Below are 17,563 nucleotides of genomic sequence, written 5' to 3'. Positions count from 1 at the left end.
TTACTGCTTCAGTTTGGGATCGAGCGCGTCACGCAGACCGTCACCCATCAGGTTAAATGCCAGCACCGTCAACAGGATCGCCAGCCCCGGGAAGGTCACGACCCACCAGGCGCTTTGGGCAAACTGCAGAACGTCAGAGAGCATGGTGCCCCATTCCGGCGTAGGCGGCTGTGCGCCCATCCCCAGGAAGCCGAGGGCAGCCATATCGAGAATGGCGTTAGAGAAGCCAAGCGACGCCTGAACAATCAGCGGCGCAAGACAGTTAGGAAGAATGTTGACGAACATCTGGCGCATCGCGCCGGCTCCCGCCACGCGAGATGCAGTGACGTAGTCGCGGTTAACCTCCACCAGCACGGCGGCGCGCGTCAAACGGACATAGTGCGGCAATGCCACGAACGTCAGCGCCAGCGCGGCGTTGCCAATCGAGGGGCCAAATACCGCCACCAGCACCAGCGCCAGCAACAGGCTCGGCAATGCCAGCATGATATCGACCACACGCATGATGACGTTATCAACAATCCCGCCAAAGTAACCGGCGATCAGCCCAAGAACCACGCCCATCAGCAGGGAGAGTACTACCACCAGACAGCCGACCAACAGCGACAGACGCGCACCGTACATCAGGCGGGACAACACGTCGCGGCCTACATCATCAGTACCAAACAGATGCGCCATGGTACCGCCGTCCTGCCACGCGGGAGGAGCCAGCAGCGTATCGCGGAACTGGTCTGCCGGGTTGTAGGGTGCGAGGACGTTGGCAAAGACCGCAATCAGGATCATCACCACAACGTACACCAGCCCAACAACCGCACCTTTGTTGCGTTTAAAATAGTGCCAGAACTCCTGCAGCGGAGTCATCGGCACCGGTGCAGCAATAACTTTATTTTCAGTAACCTGTGACATGATGGCCCCTTACTTCTTATGCCGAATACGCGGGTTCACCACGCCGTACAGCAGGTCTACCAGCAGGTTGACGAGAATAATCATCGTCGCGACCAGCAGCACCCCGCCCTGCACCACCGGATAATCGCGGCGTTGCAGCGCATCGATCAGCCAGCGCCCCAGCCCCGGCCACGAGAAGATGGTCTCGGTCAGAATCGCCCCGGCCAGCAGCGTACCAACCTGCAGGCCGATAACGGTCACCACGGGCAGCATCGCGTTACGCAGAGCGTGAATAATGATGACGCGCATACGGGTCAGGCCTTTGGCGCGCGCGGTACGGATGTAATCTTCACCCAGCACTTCCAGCATCGATGAACGGGTCATACGCACAATGACCGCCAGAGGAATGGTACCCAGCACCATCGCAGGCAGGATCATATGCGCCAACGCATCAATAAAGTTGCCCTCTTCACCCCAGATGGCGGTGTCGATCAGCATAAAGCCGGTTAGCGGATTGGAATCATCAAGGAACACCATGTCGCTCACCCGCCCAGAAACTGGCGTCAGGTTCAACTGCACGGAAACCAGCATGATCAGCATCATGCCCCACCAGAAAATCGGCATAGAGTAACCGGTCAGCGCCAGGCCAACTGCCGTGTGATCGAAAATGGAGCCGCGCTTAACGGCAGCAAGTACACCCACTGGGATACCCACTGCGACGGCGAAAATCATCGCGCAGACGCCGAGTTCCAGCGTTGCTTTGAAGCGAGGTACGAACTCTTCCCACACCGGTAAGCGGCTTTTCAGTGAGATACCTAAATCACCATGCATAACCCCCCAGATATAGTGGAGGTACTGCTGCCACATCGGCTTATCCAGACCGAGTTCAGCCAACAGTTGAGCATGACGCTCAGGGGAGATCCCACGTTCACCCGCCATGATCATAACCGGATCGCCGGGGATCATATGGACAAAGGCAAAGGTGAGAAGAGTGATACCGATAAACGTGGGGATGACGAGTCCCAAACGTCGGAGAATGAACTGCAACATAACCCGGATTCTCTCTAATGACGCACGGCCTGGAACCGTGAGTCTGTATTGCTCACAAATCTTATCCCACGCAAACTGCATCGCGGGTAAAGCATTACGCCGGATGGCGCTGCGCTTATCCGGCCTACACAATACCGGGGCGCAGCGCTTCCTTAATTGCTTTTAATTATTCGACAGAAACGTTTTCGAAGTGGTGTTTGCCCAATGGATCAACCACATAGCCTTTCACTTCTTTACGCACTGGTTCGTACACGGTGGAGTGAGCAACAATCAGAGCCGGAGCCTGATCGTGCATAACTACCTGCGCTTGCTTGTACAGTTCAATACGTTTGTTGTGATCGTCCGTCGCACGCGCTGGCTGGATCAGGTCTTCAAACGGCTTGTAGCACCAGCGAGAGTAGTTGGAACCGTCTTTCGCTGCCGCACAGCTGAACAGAGTGGCGAAGAAGTTGTCCGGATCCCCATTGTCACCGGTCCAGCCCATCATCACCGCCTGATGCTCGCCCGCTTTGGCGCGTTTCAGATACTCGCCCCACTCGTAGGTCACAATCTTGGCCTGAACGCCAATTTTCGCCCAGTCAGCCTGAACCATTTCTGCCATACGACGTGCGTTCGGGTTATATGGACGCTGTACCGGCATAGCCCACAGCTCAACGGTAAAGCCTTTGTCCTGACCAGCTTCCTTCAGCAGCGCTTTGGCCTTCTCAGGATCGTAGGTGTAGTCTTTAACGTCGTCGTTATAGCCCCACATGGTCGGCGGGATCAGGTTTTTCGCGGCAACGCCAGCGCCCTGATAAACCGCTTTGATGATCGCTTCTTTGTTTACCGCGTAGGTCAGCGCCTGACGGACTTTCACGTCATCAAACGGTTTCTTCTCGGTGTTGAAAGAGAGGTAGCCCACGTTCAGACCCGCCTGCTCCATCAGGTTGATGTTTTTATCCTGCTTCATGCGCGCGATGTCTGCCGGGTTCGGGTACGGCATCACCTGGCACTCGTTCTTCTGCAGTTTGGCGTAACGCACGGAAGCATCAGGCGTAATGGAGAAGACCAGACGGTCGATCTGCGGCTTGGTGCCCCAGTAACCTTCGAATGCTTTATACAGAATACGGGAGTCTTTCTGGTACTGCTGCAGCTGGAACGGACCGGTACCAATTGGATTCAGATCCACTTTCTCCGGAGAACCGGCTTTCAGCATGTTGTCAGCATATTCTTTGGAAAGAATAGAAGCGAAGTCCATCGCCAGGTCAGCCAGGAACGGCGCTTCCGGGCGAGTCAGCACGAACTGAACGGTTTTATCGTCCACTTTTTTCACTTCGGAGATCAGATCCGGCAGACCCATCCCTTCGAAGTATTCATAGCTGCCGCCAGAGACTTTATGGTACGGGTTCTGGGCATTCTTCTGACGATCGAAAGAGAACACCACGTCATCGGCGTTAAAATCGCGCGTCGGTTTAAATTCTTTGTTGTCCTGCCACTTCACGCCCTGACGCAGGTGGAAGGTGTAGGTTTTGCCGTCTTCGCTGATTTCCCACTTCTCAGCAAGGCCCGGAATCACTTCAGTCGTACCGGTTTTGAACTCGACCAGGCGGTTATAGATCGGTACGGAGCTGGCATCATAGGTGGTGCCAGAGGTGAAAAGCTGCGGGTTAAAGCCTTCAGGAGATCCTTCTGAACAATAAACCAGAGTTTTAGCCTGTACGCTTGCTGCGACGGTCATAGCCACCAGGCTCAGACCAAGCTTCAGCATCCCTGACTTCTTCAAGGAAATACTCATTCTTCTGCTCCAATGTGATGTTTGTTGTTTTACCCTTTGCAGTGGGTTTGCACCGCCTGGCCTTTTTTGTTTTTTACCCGGCCGGGTCGGCGTTAAGAGGATGGGGATTCCGTTCACATAAGCGACTGAGTTGCAGTGCGGATTCTCCATGAAATGCCCCTCATACCCTACAATCTGTCAACAGAATGTGAAAACGTCAATACAGGTCACCGTGATTTACGCCAACGGTGAGAATTCACAAACAAAGATTAAAAAAAGTGCGGAAGGACATTTTCAGCAGGGAAATTTGTGCTACGCGTACTATGCCAGAATAAACATCTTCATATTTCGCAACATTTGGTGATTAACATTTATGCAATTTATTCAAACTTTCTAAATTAATGCTGCATATCTGAGCGATTAATACCATGAACGTTAAAGCGCACAGCGGAAAATGCCAGCTTCAGCCATAAGTAGCGCAAAAAAAGTTTCAAGCAAATATAAAAAAAGGCAATGGAATATGTCACAGAATCGTTAACAGTCAGTGGGAAGTGGTGCACAATTTTTGCAGATAAAATGAAGGTCAAACGTGGGGTCGGAAAAACAAAAAATACGCCCTGCCAGCGCTTCGCCTGTAGGCCGGATAAGGCGCTTGCGCCGCATCCGGCAGTGTCTGTTATAGCGTGATGTTTTGCCTGATGGCGCTTCGCCTGTAGGCCGGATAAGGCGCTTGCGCCGCATCCGGCAATGTCTGTTATAGCGTGATGTTTTGCCTGATAGCGCTTCGCCTGTAGGCCGGATAAGGCGCTTGCGCCGCATCCGGCAATGTCTGTTATAGCGTGATGTTTTGCCTGATGGCGCTTCGCTTATCAGGCCTACAAAAGCCACAAATGCAAAAAGCCCGCTCAGAGAGCGGGCTTTTCTAATTTGGTCGGTGATAGAGGATTACTCGCCACTGCGTGGCTCGCCCTGCGGGCCGTTGCTGACGCAACGTTCTCTCGCTACGCTCGAGTCGAACCTCTTGCCCCCGGAGGTTCTCATCCTCGTGGATTCCGGAAAGCAAAAAGCCCGCTCAGAGAGCGGGCTTTTCTAATTTGGTCGGTGATAGAGGATTCGAACCTCCGACCCCTTCGTCCCGAACGAAGTGCGCTACCAGGCTGCGCCAATCACCGAATGCGGGGCGCATCTTACTGCTCAGCTGCGCGCCCGTCAATCCCTTAGTATCAAAATGCCATTTGATCGGCGAGAAAGTCAGCAGCTCAGTTACTGGGCTGTAGCCTTATTCGCGTCCGGGATACGGCACCAGTTGTTATTCTCGTTAATACCGCCATTTGGCGAGGTATAACCGAGGCAACCCAAAATGGTGTCGTACAGTTCCACATGACGACGTGGCACCTTCATATCAGCTTCTTGCTTCAGATGTGCAAACGCCTTCGCATGGTCGGGGTCTTCCAGATATTTGTCAGACATCCACACCATCATAGGAACGCGGAACTGCTCAGGTGGCGCCATTTTACGCGGCGTACCGTGCAGGTGCTCGCGCTCGTTAATCGACTCACCGTGATCGGCGGCGTAAAACACGATCGCTTTCTTATCGCGTAGCTGATCAAACACTTTGGTAATAAAGTGATCAACATAGGTTACCGAGTTATCGAATGAGTTGATCATCTCAGCTTTCGAGCAACCGCTATCAACATTGACACATTCCGGCTTCCACTGCGCATAATCACGGGTATAGCGCTGGGTGTAGTTAAAATGCGAGCCCTTGGTATGCAGAATAATTAGATGCTTGCCACCATCTTCATTATTTTGCAGAGACTGCTGCATCTCGGTAATCAACAGCATATCGTCAACGTTCTTGCCACGGTTGCGCGGCTCTGCGCCAATCTGCTCACGATAGGCGATGTTCTCCGCCATGGTGTTACTGTAGAACCACATCTCGCTTTGCATCGCGTAAAGATCGGTCTTGAACCCTAACTGGCCGAGCACGGAGAAGACGTTTTGTTCTTTCAGAGTACGCTGCGGGTTTTCTTCTGCCCCACCCTCACGCACAAACATGCAACGCAGCGAAAGTTTGGTTGCCGTATCACAGGAATATCCACGGAAGGCGGCCAGATTTTTCTCCTGGGCGAGCCTTGGCGTGGTATTGCGCTCATAGCCAAAAATTCCCATATGATCCCAGCGGGTCGTTTCGCCGATAATAAAGACCACATAGGTGTCGTCGAGGTTTTTGGGGGCAACATAGGTAAACTTCTTCGCCGGGTTCATCAACGATTTGTTGTCTGAGGATTCATCCACCTGTGCCCAGGCGTACAGACCCAGCGCGGAGAGCCAGTTTGACGGCAGATAGGAATTCGCCACTACCCCGCCATAGCTGGGTAAATCGATTCCCGTTGCTCGCTCAACGCTTCTCTGTTGCATGCTCAGCAGGCGAATCGGGACCCATACCATCAGACCAGCCAGTAAAACTACCGCCACGCTGCGCCATCTCATGCCAGGCGTACGTATCTGTTTCATCAGGGTATAGCGGCAGCGATTACTCCAAATCAGAACCAACGGTAAAATGCTGACCGAAACCAGCCACACGACAAAATGCCAGCCAACCACTTCTTTCGATAAATCAATATCCGTGGTCATTACGGAGGCAATAATACCGTAACCAATTACCACGTTCAGGAAGGTCATGTAATAGCTGGCACCGGCAGAACACAGCACCACTAACGTTGTCAGGACACGCCAGGCGCGCCGACCAAATAAAGAGAGAAGTCGTAGTAAAAAGAAGGTCACCAGCACAGTGCCGGCTAATTCAACAACCGCAGAGAGTCCTTTCCAGACGGTAAACTCGTGTGCATATCCGCTAAAGCGCCGGAAAAATACAGCACAGTTCATAAACAAACCGATATAGATTGCCAGCAGGAAACTGAGTTTCTGCTGCGTCATCGACTTAATATATCTCATGCAAACAAACCCTGGGAATCGGGATTAAAACACCCTGAGCAGTAGTCAAACAGACCAGGCAGGGGAAAATGCGACAACAGCAGAAGTGAAATGTCTACGGGCGCGGGTAAGTAGACCACAGGAGGGGGAAAAAGTGCTTATGGAGAATGCAAATGACGCATATATTTTTGTAAATATATGCGCCAGGTATTAATCAGACTACTAATAGGTTTAGGCGTGCGCCTCGGTATATACGCTACGCTGTGGCTGGCGGATGGTGGTGGAGAGTGCCAGCGAGATAATTAACAGCGCAAAGATAACGCAGAAGGTCACATAGAAACCGCCGAACAGCGAGGCGATAATGGAACCACAAATACTGCCGATACCGAAACCTAAGTAAATGACGCCGTAGTTTTTAGCAAGGTTATTCAAACCGAAGAACTCGCTCACCAGTGACGGGAACACGGTGATGGTACCGCCAAAGTTAAATGCTACACAGGCAATCGCCGCGAAGAAGGTCGCATCATTCAGCGGGGCGAACAGCAGTGCCGCCATACCGACCAGCGAAACGACCTGCCCAATGGTGATAACGCGAATACGAGAGATTTTGTCGGACAGAATCCCCAGAACCAGACGACCTGACAGGTTAGCGATAGAAATGACGGTAACCGCATTTGCCGCCGTTGCCACATCCATATGCGCCAGGCTTTGTGCAATATCTTTCGCCACGCCAATCACATATAGCCCACTCATACACGCCGTCAGGAACATCACTGCCAGCATCCAGTACTGCGGTTTACGCATGGACTGCGCCAGGGTGTAGTCATTCTCAACCACGCCATTTTTCGTTTTCACTTCCTGATTCGGCGCGTCTTTCATCAGCGTGGAGCCAAAGACGATCATCACCAGCACAATCGCGCCCCAAATCATGAAGGTTTTTTCCAGACCCACAGTGCTCAACAGTTGGCTGTCGATGAATTTAAAACCGAGGCTGCCAAGACCGTAAGAACCGATGGCAAAGGCGGAAATCAGCCCTTTACGCTCAGGGAACCATTTTACACAGTTGGAAAGTGTTAACAGGTAGCCTGCGCCATCCGCCAGACCGACCAATACACCGGCGCTCAGCCACAGCATAATCAGGCTGTCAGAGTGGGCGGTTAAGAAGAAGCCGACACCCAGTAAAATACCGGAGGCCATGGTGACGCGTTTCACGCCAAAACGTTCCTGCAGTTTCCCGGCGACGGAAGAAGAAATTGCCAGCCCGAGGCTCAGCAGGCCAAAGGAAAAGGCAACCTGACTCACCGGCGCATCAAGCTTAGAAGAGAGCGCACCGTTAAACAGGCTCCAGGTATAAACAGAACCTAAAGCAAATTGGGTAATGATGGTGCCGATCAGTGTCAGCCAGCGGGTACGCTGATAATCAGAAGTTTTCATGGCAGTCTTCCTGCATAAACAAAATGGGAAATTCTCTGCCAACAACCATACCGAAGCGCTTTTATGAGCAGGAGAAAACGGCATGAAATGCCGCCAGGACGGAATGAAATGCCTGGAATGCGGAATGAATGACGAGACAAAAAGTCGGGTTACTGAATTTTATCGCATGAGTTAGTACACGCTATCGCTGGAGTGCGTGTGATTGTTGATCTCAACATGTAATCAAGATGTTTATATACTGATTACTTACGTTAAAATTTGGCGCTCACTCCCATGGTGTACATATAGTCGCTGTTGTTGGTACTGTTTTCCGCCTGCGAAAGCGCCGCGTAAGCCGCCATGTGCAGGTTCAACAGCATATCTGCACCGACGGTGACATCCACCCAGTTACCATCCTGACCCGCTGCTGACATGCGGCTGAGACCCGACTGCGCCTTCCAGATATTCTCGCCAAACTGCTGGTTATAGCTGATTTGCGCCCACGGACGCACATCACCGAACTGCGAATTGACTCGCCAACCCAACGAACTCACGCTGGCATGCCACAGCGGATCGTTCTGCGTTACCGACGTCGCGCTATCGCCAAATTCGTTGTAAGTAGATGTGGTTGAACCGTCATAATGCAGCGCGGCAACCGGACCAGTTGTCACCTGCCTTGAAAGCGGGAAGTTCCAGCCCATACTCATGCCGCTGGTCGCATCCATAGGCGTCTCATCCGCCAGATTTACCACGGGACCCGCCACGTTCTGAGTGGAACGAATACGTTCTTCCAGAATGTCGTTATAACGTGGTTGGTGATCGCTGTCCCATGTATAACGTTCAGCCGTATGCCCTGACATCGCATCAACGATATATTCTTGTTGCCAGCCATATGCTGTATTGATGGACAGCGCACAAACTACGACGCTCGCCAGAGTTAACCTTTGGCGACCACTACCGTTTCTTATAATCATCAACGCGACTCCAGAAAAGAGCCGAATTCGGCGATATTATTGTCATTGTGTGAAGGATATTGGGCCCATCAGGCCCTGTATTAAATATTGTCTTTTTAGCTGGCGCGTCAAGGCGGGCCGAATGAAATTTTTACGCCAGTAAAAACAGCGAGGAAGAATATGCAGCGTTGCGGATGGGTCAGCCAGGACCCACTTTACATTGCCTACCACGACAAGGAATGGGGCGTCCCCGAAACCGATGGTAAAAAGCTGTTCGAAATGATCTGCCTTGAGGGCCAGCAGGCCGGGTTATCGTGGATTACCGTGCTCAAGAAACGGGAAAACTATCGCCACGCCTTCCACCATTTTGACCCGGAAAAAGTGGCGGCCATGACCGAAGAGGATGTGGAAAGGCTGGTACTGGATGCCGGCATTATTCGTCATCGCGGAAAAATTCAGGCCATTATCGGCAACGCTCGCGCTTTTCTGACGATGGCGCAAAACGGAGAGTCGTTTAGCGAATTCGTCTGGTCATTTGTTGATAACCAACCGCAAGTGACTCGCGCCGCCAACCTGAGCGATATTCCCACCTCCACGCCTGCGTCAGACGCGCTGTCTAAAGCGTTAAAAAAACGCGGATTTAAGTTTGTCGGCACCACCATTTGTTACTCCTTTATGCAGGCGTGCGGCCTGGTCAACGACCATGTCACCAGCTGCATCTGTTATCCGGGAGAACAACATGATTCGTGAATCCAAGGCTGAAGATCTGCCGTCAATTCTGGCGCTGTGGATGGAAAGCACAATCCATGCCCATCCATTTATCGAAGAGCGCTACTGGCGCGAAAGTGAATCCGTGGTGCGGGATGTTTATCTGCCAGCAGCGCAAACCTGGGTTTGGGAAGAAGAAGGCGAGCTCAAAGGCTTTGCCAGCGTGATTGACGACCGCTTTCTCGGCGCGCTGTTTGTCGCACCTGCCGCCATCAGAAGCGGGATCGGCAAAGCGCTGGTGCAGCATGTCCAGCAGCGCTTTTCGATACTCAGCCTTGAGGTCTACCAGAAGAATCAATCAGCGGTGAACTTCTACCATGCGCTGGGTTTTCGTATTGAAGACGGCGCATGGCAGGAAGAGACTCACCACCCCACGTGGATTATGGGCTGGCAGGCGGATCAAACGCCGTAAGCGCCAACGTTGGTCCGCTGTATTTTTCAAGCCACGCCAACGCAGTATTGCCCGCGCAGCCATTCCCCAGCTTCGAGCTGGGGAGATCTTTGGTCAGCACGTTGACGGCGCCATTTTTACAAATACCGTTCGCTGCGAGATCCAAATCAGGCCAGGCGCCTTCATGAATACAGATGACGCCGGGTTTAATACCCGCCGTCACCACCGCGCCCGCCAGAACTTGCCCGCGCTGGTTCCACACCCTGACCGTATCGCCATCCGCAATGCCGCGCGCGTGGGCGTCCTGCGGATGAATCGTTATCGGCTCACGATCCGCTACCGCGTACTGCTCACGTAGCGCACTGTAGTTAAGCTGACTATGCAAACGGTGCGCCGGATGGGCGGAAAGCAGCTGTAGCTGGTCCGGTTCGGCGTTACCGAACCACTCATCCGGCTCCAGCCACATCGGATGTCCCGCGCAGTCCGCGTAGCCGTAACCTGCAATCCTCGCGGAGTAGATTTCAATTTTGCCGCTGTCCGTTTTCAGCGGATGCGTCTGCGGGTCGCGGCGAAAATCCGCAAAACGGATAAACTGTGCGCTGGCGGCGTTTTCCGGCATTTCGATCAGGGCGTTGCGCTGCCAAAACTCGGCGAAAGGCGGCAATGTCACCTGCTGACTGGCCCCACGTTGCCCGGCAATATTGTAAAAAGTCTCCAGCCACGCCAGTTCGCTTTTACCTTCGGTGAACCGTTCATATCCGCCCTTTTCCCAGCGCTCACTCAGCTCGGCAAAGACATCAAAATCATTTCGCGCTTCGTCCTGCGGCGGTACGACCTGCTTCATCGGCACCAGGTGCTGGTTGCTGTAATCGCCAGTCATGGTCAAATCATTACGCTCAAAGGAGGTGGTTGCTGGCAGCACGATATCAGCATGCTTTGCTGCTGCGGTCCAGAAACACTCCGAGATGACCACCAGCTCCGGTTTTTGCCAGGCGCGAATTAAACGGTTAGTGTCTTGATGATGGGTGAAGTTAGCGCCACCCGCCCACCACAGCATACGGATGTCCGGGAAATGGCGGTCCATGCCGTTGTGCTGGTAAAAACCGCCGGGATTTTCCAGCGCTTCGACAATTCGCGCCACCGGGATTTTATCTACCGCGTCGGTGCCGCCTTTAACGCTGCCCTGCATTGAAGCCAGCACCGCAGCCCGGCGCGTTGGGTTGCCGCCGTTGGCAAAATGGTACGACAGCCCAAAACCGCCGCCTGGCTTCCCGATTTGTCCGAGCATGGCGGCCAGGGTGACAATCATCCAGTGTTTCTGCTCGCCATACTGTTGGCGCTGCATGCCCCATCCGGCCATCAGCATGGTGGTATTTTGGTGAAATATCGCTGCAAGTTCGCGTATCTTCGCTGCCGGAATGCCACAAATCTCTGCCGCCCATTTTGCCGTTTTTGCAACATCGTCAGATTTACCCAGCAGATAGTCGGCAAAACGGTCATATCCGGTAGTACACCGGGAGAGAAAGTCCTCGTCATGCCAGCCGTTTTCCACCAGCGTATGCGCGATGCCCAGCATCAGCGCTACGTCGGTCCCCATATGCGGGGCAATCCATTCCATCTTATCGCCAAAGAAATCGACGCTTTCCGATCGCATCGGATCGATACAGATCAATCGTTTACCGCTGTCGCGCAATGCCTCAAAGTACGCGAGGCCCTGCTCATCGGACGCGTTCCAGGCAATCTTCAGGGTATTCAGCGGATTGGCGCTCCACAACACCACCACCTCGCTGTTCTCCAGCACCACCGGCCAGCTGGTTTGCTGCTGGTAAACTTCGTTCCCGCCCACCACGTACGGCATGATCGCTTGCGCAGCCCCCGTCGAGTAATCCCCCAGATGCCCGGTATAACCGCCCGCCAGCGCCATATAACGCTGTAACAGGGTCGCCGCTTTGTGTAACACGCCGTTGGACCGCCAGCCGTACGAACCGGCAAAAATTGAGGCCGGGCCGTAGCTGTCACGGATGCGTTTATGCTGCGTATGGATAAGATTCAGCGCGTCGTCCCAACTGACGCGAACAAACTCATCCTGCCCACGTACGCCCTGTGGGTTTTCCGGCGAGGCGAGAAACCCTTTACGCACCATCGGAAAACGTACCCGCGTTTTACTGTGAACCTGGTCGCGCACCACGGTTTGCAAAGAGTTGGGATGAGCGGTGGGCAGCGCGCCACGCGAGGAGAAAACCGTCTCACCATCAGTGTCGACGAGGATTGGTCCCCAGTGGGCGGCGGTTAACACCGAGTAATGTGCGGGTGAATTAGCCAAGATGGCGCTCCTGAATGCGATGTGACGGCTTATTTATTATGCCGTTCAATGTTACTTACAAATTTCAGAGTCTTCCCTGGAATTTTCTTCATGTTCACACGTCATAATCAACCGCCACGGTCGCTGTGGCAAAGAAGAAAAAGTCATTAAGGAATTAAGATGAAGAAACGTGTATTTGTTATTGCTGCCATCGTGAGCGGCGCCCTGGCGGTTTCTGGCTGCACAACAAACCCTTACACCGGCGAACGCGAAGCAGGTAAATCCGGCATTGGCGCAGGTATTGGCTCTCTGGTCGGCGCGGGCATTGGCGCACTCTCTTCTTCGAAGAAAGATCGCGGCAAAGGCGCACTGATTGGCGCAGCGGCTGGCGCGGCCGTTGGCGGTGGTATCGGCTATTACATGGACGTGCAGGAAGCGAAACTGCGCGAAAAAATGCAGGGAACGGGCGTCAGCGTGACGCGCAGTGGCGATAACATCATTCTGAACATGCCAAACAACGTCACCTTCGACAGCAGCAGTGCCAACCTGAAGCCTGCGGGTGCTAACACCCTGACCGGCGTGGCGATGGTACTGAAAGAGTACAATAAAACCGCCGTCAACGTGCTGGGCTTCACCGACAGCACCGGCAGCCAGGATCTGAATATGCGTCTGTCACAGCAGCGCGCAGACTCCGTAGCCAGCGCCTTGATCACTCAAGGGGTCGCAGCTAACCGCATCCGCACTCAGGGTATGGGCCCGGCAAATCCGATCGCCAGCAACAGCACAGCGGAAGGTAAAGCGCAAAACCGCCGCGTAGAAATTACCTTAAGCCCGATCCAGTAACGTTTTGTGCCGGATGGAAGCAGACCGTATCCATCCGGCATGAAGCACTTGCCATCGTTGATTTTCGCGTTAAGGTGTTGTCACCAAATTCAGGGAAATCAGCGATGAGCAAATCAACACGGGCAACCATCAGCGATGTGGCGAAAGCTGCAAAAACCGGCAAGACCAGCATTTCACGTTATCTCAACGGTGAAAAGCACCTGCTTTCCGACGCGCTGCTGGCCCGCATTGAACAAGCCATTGCCGATCTCGACTACCGTCCCAGCCTGATGGCAAGAGGCCTGAAACACGGTCGTACCCGCCTGATTGGCCTGATCATCGCCGATATTACTAATCCCTACTCCGTCAACGTGCTAAGTGGTATTGAAGCCGCCTGTCGCGATAAAGGCTTTACCCCGCTGGTGTGTAACACCAACAACGAAGTGGATCAGGAACTGCATTATCTCGACCTGCTGCGCAGCTACCAGGTCGAAGGGATTGTGGTCAACGCCGTCGGGATGCGCGAAGAGGGGCTGAACCGCCTGCAACAGTCTGCGCTGCCGATGGTGCTGATTGACCGTAAAATTCCCGATTTCGCCTGTGATATGGTCGGGCTGGATAACACCCAGGCGGCAACGGTTGCCACCGAACATCTGGTCGAACAAGGTTTTGAAGCCATCCTGTTCCTCAGCGAACCTCTCGGCATGGTGAATACCCGCCGCGAACGCCTGAGCGCTTTTCGTGCCACGCTCGCGCAATACCCCGGCGTGATCGCGCAAAATGCCGAAGTCCCGCTCACGGACAATACGCAACTGGACGACACCCTGCGCCAGTTTCACCAGCAGCATCGTGGAATGCGCAAAGCTGTTATCTCTGCCAACGGTGCCCTCACGCTACAAGTAGCCCGCGCCCTGAAACGCATTGGCCTCAACTGGGGGAGCGACATTGGCCTACTCGGTTTTGACGAGCTGGAATGGGCCGAGCTGGCGGGCGTTGGTATTACCACATTGAAACAACCCACCTGGCAGATTGGTTACACCGCCGTTGAGCAGGTTGTGCGCCGGATCGATGGCGGCTCTGCGGCCATTCAGGAGCAGGTCTTCTCCGGCGAGCTGATCGTGCGCGGCTCTACCTGCCGTTAAATTACCTTCGTGATGGTGATCATAAATTCGACATCATAGGCTTTTCTTTGGAACCGGTTCCATCTAGCGTTATAACAAGAACGCTAGTCTGGAGTTTCCATGAAAAGAAAAATTATGGTGGTCACCGCCGCTTATGGGCACGACCAGGTACGGGCCGCAGGCGGGCAAACGGCAATGCTGCCCATCATCGCTGAAGCCGGTGCTGACGGCGTCGAAATCCGTCGCGAGCTATTAACCGACGTTGAGCTGAAGACGCTGTCCACGATGGCCTCTGCGATCGAAATCTTCGGCCTGCTGGCCTGTTACTCTGCGCCTGAACCGTTGTGCCTTGAGGACGGTAGCCTCAACCCCCGTCTTCCAGAACTACTTGAGGAAGCGCAGGCCTTGCAGGCACTGTGGTTAAAAGTCTCCCTCGGCCATTTTTCCCATACCGAACAGTTCGACGTTCTACGCCAATGGCTGGACAACAGCGGAATGGAGCTGGTTGTCGAGAACGATCAGACCGACTGCGGACGCCTGCAGCCGATGCAGCGCTTTAACGAAGCCTGTCAGACGCAAAACCTGCCGATATCTTTAACCTTCGATATGGGCAACTGGCTGTGGGTGGGCGACTCCCCGGAACTGGCGGCGCAGAACCTGGCGTCAACCGTTGGGTATATCCATGTTAAAGCCGCAGTTGCACATCGCGACAGCTACCGCGCCGTACCGCCAGATACCGCCGATCCGCGCTGGCTGGCGCTGCTAAAAACGCTGCCCAACGATGTCCCACGCGGCATTGAGTTCCCCCTGGAAGGGCAGGATTTGGTGGCGGTTACCCGCCGCTACGTCGAGCTGTTACGCGAGGAGTAACGCATGAAAAATTCACTGGATGTGGTCACTATTGGTGAAGCGATGGCGATGTTTGTCGCCACGCAAACCGGCGAACTGGCGGATGTGGAGCAGTTTATCAAGCGCGTTGCAGGCGCGGAGCTCAACGTGGCGACCGGTCTTGCCCGTCTGGGCCTGAAGGTCGGTTGGGTGAGCCGTGTAGGCAACGACAGTTTTGGACGTTTTATCGTTAAGTCGCTGGAAAAAGAAGGGATTGATGCGCAGGGAGTCACCCAGGACGGGCGTTACGCTACTGGCTTTCAGCTTAAATCTAAGGTCGAAAATGGAACCGATCCCATTGTGGAATATTTCCGTAAAGGTTCCGCTGCCAGCCACCTCAGCATTGAGGATTACCACGAGAACTATTTTGCCAGCGCACGTCACTTGCACCTGAGCGGCGTGGCAGCCGCGCTTTCTGCCTGCTCCTATGAACTTCTGGCGCATACCGCCCGCACGCTGAAAGCCCAAGGGAAGACCATCTCGTTCGACCCGAATTTGCGCCCGGTATTGTGGAAAAGCGAAGCCGAAATGGTGGAAAAACTGAACCGGCTGGCATTTCAGGCTGACTGGGTTTTACCTGGGTTAAAAGAGGGCATGATTTTAACCGGTCAGCAGACGCCTGAAGCCATCGCCGACTTTTATCTGCGCCATGGGGTGAAGGCTGTGATCGTCAAAACCGGGGCTGATGGCGCCTGGTACAAAACCGCCAGCGGCGAACAGGGCTGCGTGGCACCGGTAAAAGTCGACAACGTGGTCGATACGGTCGGCGCAGGCGATGGCTTTGCCGTGGGCGTTATTAGCGCCCTGCTGGAAGGCCACTCGTTGCATCAGGCGGTGACACGCGGCAATAAAATTGGCGCACTGGCCATTCAGGTTCAGGGCGACAGCGAAGGATTACCCACACGTGAACAATTAGGAGAATAAACTCCCGGCCAACTCTGTACCCTACATACAGAGGCGGCGTATCAGCATAACCAGAGGGCAGTCTATGAATAGCTCAACTAATGCAGCAAAACGCTGGTGGTACATCATGCCAATCGTGTTTATCACGTATAGCCTGGCGTACCTTGATCGCGCGAACTTCAGCTTCGCCTCCGCCGCCGGTATCAACGAAGACCTCGGCATTACCAAGGGGATCTCTTCCCTGCTGGGCGCGCTGTTTTTCCTCGGCTATTTCTTCTTTCAGATCCCGGGCGCAATTTACGCTGAACGCCGCAGCGTACGAAAACTGATTTTTGTCTGTCTGATCCTCTGGGGCGCATGCGCGTCGTTAACCGGCATGGTCAGCAATATTCCAATGCTTGCCGCCATCCGCTTTATTCTTGGCGTCGTTGAAGCCGCCGTGATGCCGGCAATGCTGATTTATATCAGCAACTGGTTTACGAAATCTGAACGCTCGCGCGCAAACACTTTCCTGATCCTCGGTAATCCGGTCACCGTTCTGTGGATGTCCGTGGTTTCCGGTTACCTGATTCAGGCGCTGGGCTGGCGAGAAATGTTCATCATCGAGGGCTTCCCGGCCATCATCTGGGCGTTCTGCTGGTGGGTGCTGGTAAAAGACAAACCGTCTCAGGTCGGTTGGCTGTCAGAATCTGAAAAAGCCGCTCTTCAGGCACAGCTGGAAAAAGAGCAGCAAGGCATCAAAGCCGTACGTAACTATAGCGAGGCTTTCCGCTCACGTAACGTCATCCTGCTGTGTATGCAGTATTTCGCCTGGAGTATTGGCGTTTATGGTTTTGTCCTGTGGCTGCCGTCGATTATCCGCAACGGCGGCGCAAACCTGGGGATGGTGGAAGTTGGTTGGCTGTCATCCGTACCGTATCTGGCAGCGACGGCGGCGATGATCCTCGTCTCCTGGGCATCCGATAAGCTACAAAACCGTAAGCTGTTTGTCTGGCCACTGTTATTAATAGCCGCTTTCGCGTTTATCGGCTCCTGGGCCGTAGGCGCAGACCACTTCTGGATTTCTTACACGCTGTTGGTTATTGCAGGCGCGGCAATGTATGCCCCCTATGGTCCCTTCTTCGCCATCATCCCGGAAATGCTGCCGCGCAACGTCGCCGGTGGAGCAATGGCGCTGATCAACAGCATGGGCGCGCTAGGTTCATTCTTTGGTTCATGGTTTGTCGGCTACCTCAATGGCGCTACCGGCAGCCCGTCCGCCTCGTACATTTTTATGGGGGTAGCGCTTTTTGTCTCAGTGTGGCTAACTTTAATTGTTAAGCCTGCTAATAATTCCCAAATTCCGGTTGGCGCACGCCACGCTTAAATTTTAACTTACGG

General features: G+C 53.9%; 14 protein-coding genes, 1 tRNA gene and 1 other RNA gene. 7 read left to right on the top strand and 9 right to left on the bottom strand.

Annotated elements, in window-relative coordinates:
• The 8 genes from dppC to LY264_RS00965 form a co-directional block, all read right to left on the bottom strand.
• Positions 1-903 (bottom strand): dipeptide ABC transporter permease DppC, encoded by a 903-nt coding sequence (gene dppC, locus LY264_RS01000; RefSeq protein WP_048215338.1) that lies wholly within the window; start codon positions 901-903, stop codon positions 1-3.
• Between the two features lie 9 nt (positions 904-912).
• A complete protein-coding gene (gene dppB / locus LY264_RS00995; RefSeq protein ID WP_032945322.1) occupies positions 913-1,932 on the bottom strand; it encodes a dipeptide ABC transporter permease DppB in 1,020 nt (339 codons plus the stop codon).
• 166 nt (positions 1,933-2,098) lie between these two features.
• On the bottom strand, positions 2,099-3,706 hold the full coding sequence (gene dppA, locus LY264_RS00990) for a dipeptide ABC transporter periplasmic-binding protein DppA (protein WP_003827414.1): 1,608 nt from the start codon (positions 3,704-3,706) through the stop codon (positions 2,099-2,101).
• Between the two features lie 907 nt (positions 3,707-4,613).
• Positions 4,614-4,746: non-coding RNA, RtT sRNA (locus LY264_RS00985), on the bottom strand.
• Positions 4,747-4,780: 34 nt separating this feature from the next.
• Positions 4,781-4,857: transfer RNA gene (locus tag LY264_RS00980), tRNA-Pro, on the bottom strand.
• A 91-nt stretch (positions 4,858-4,948) separates the two neighbouring features.
• A complete protein-coding gene (eptB, locus tag LY264_RS00975) occupies positions 4,949-6,643 on the bottom strand; it encodes a kdo(2)-lipid A phosphoethanolamine 7''-transferase (protein ID WP_032945323.1) in 1,695 nt (564 codons plus the stop codon).
• Positions 6,644-6,853: 210 nt separating this feature from the next.
• Complete coding sequence (locus LY264_RS00970) at positions 6,854-8,056, bottom strand: L-lactate MFS transporter (RefSeq protein ID WP_020996062.1); 1,203 nt, start codon at positions 8,054-8,056, stop codon at positions 6,854-6,856.
• Between the two features lie 251 nt (positions 8,057-8,307).
• Positions 8,308-9,009: an autotransporter outer membrane beta-barrel domain-containing protein gene (locus tag LY264_RS00965; RefSeq protein ID WP_071692528.1), complete on the bottom strand. Its 702-nt coding sequence runs from the start codon at positions 9,007-9,009 to the stop codon at positions 8,308-8,310.
• 159 nt (positions 9,010-9,168) lie between these two features.
• Between LY264_RS00965 and tag the strand changes: the two genes are divergently transcribed.
• The gene (gene tag / locus LY264_RS00960) at positions 9,169-9,738 is read left to right on the top strand and encodes a DNA-3-methyladenine glycosylase I (RefSeq protein WP_003846107.1); all 570 of its coding nucleotides are present in this window, start codon (positions 9,169-9,171) and stop codon (positions 9,736-9,738) included.
• Complete coding sequence (locus tag LY264_RS00955; RefSeq protein WP_003827401.1) at positions 9,728-10,168, top strand: N-acetyltransferase; 441 nt, start codon at positions 9,728-9,730, stop codon at positions 10,166-10,168. The genes tag and LY264_RS00955 overlap by 11 nt, the downstream gene beginning before the upstream one ends.
• Here LY264_RS00955 and LY264_RS00950 read toward each other — a convergent pair.
• Positions 10,137-12,470, bottom strand: a complete 2,334-nt coding sequence (locus LY264_RS00950) for a molybdopterin guanine dinucleotide-containing S/N-oxide reductase (protein WP_071692529.1) — start codon at positions 12,468-12,470, stop codon at positions 10,137-10,139. The genes LY264_RS00955 and LY264_RS00950 overlap by 32 nt on opposite strands.
• Before the next feature lie 159 nt (positions 12,471-12,629).
• On the opposite strand from LY264_RS00950, the gene LY264_RS00945 reads away from it, so the two are divergent.
• The 5 genes from LY264_RS00945 to LY264_RS00925 all read left to right on the top strand — a co-directional run bounded on the left by LY264_RS00945 (position 12,630) and on the right by LY264_RS00925 (position 17,549).
• On the top strand, positions 12,630-13,292 hold the full coding sequence (locus LY264_RS00945) for an OmpA family lipoprotein (protein WP_003827397.1): 663 nt from the start codon (positions 12,630-12,632) through the stop codon (positions 13,290-13,292).
• 104 nt (positions 13,293-13,396) lie between these two features.
• Positions 13,397-14,413: a LacI family DNA-binding transcriptional regulator gene (locus tag LY264_RS00940; protein ID WP_048215331.1), complete on the top strand. Its 1,017-nt coding sequence runs from the start codon at positions 13,397-13,399 to the stop codon at positions 14,411-14,413.
• 99 nt (positions 14,414-14,512) lie between these two features.
• Positions 14,513-15,262, top strand: a complete 750-nt coding sequence (locus LY264_RS00935; RefSeq protein ID WP_048227293.1) for a sugar phosphate isomerase/epimerase family protein — start codon at positions 14,513-14,515, stop codon at positions 15,260-15,262.
• Positions 15,263-15,265: 3 nt separating this feature from the next.
• A complete protein-coding gene (locus LY264_RS00930) occupies positions 15,266-16,204 on the top strand; it encodes a sugar kinase (protein WP_048227294.1) in 939 nt (312 codons plus the stop codon).
• Positions 16,205-16,268: 64 nt separating this feature from the next.
• Positions 16,269-17,549: an MFS transporter gene (locus tag LY264_RS00925; RefSeq protein ID WP_048215328.1), complete on the top strand. Its 1,281-nt coding sequence runs from the start codon at positions 16,269-16,271 to the stop codon at positions 17,547-17,549.
• The last annotated feature ends 14 nt before the right edge of the window (positions 17,550-17,563 follow it).

This window comes from Citrobacter portucalensis (genome assembly GCF_023374935.1).
Classification (GTDB): domain Bacteria; phylum Pseudomonadota; class Gammaproteobacteria; order Enterobacterales; family Enterobacteriaceae; genus Citrobacter; species Citrobacter portucalensis.
Note: the sequence above shows the minus strand (reverse complement) of the source record. Positions and strands in the feature narration are given on the sequence as shown.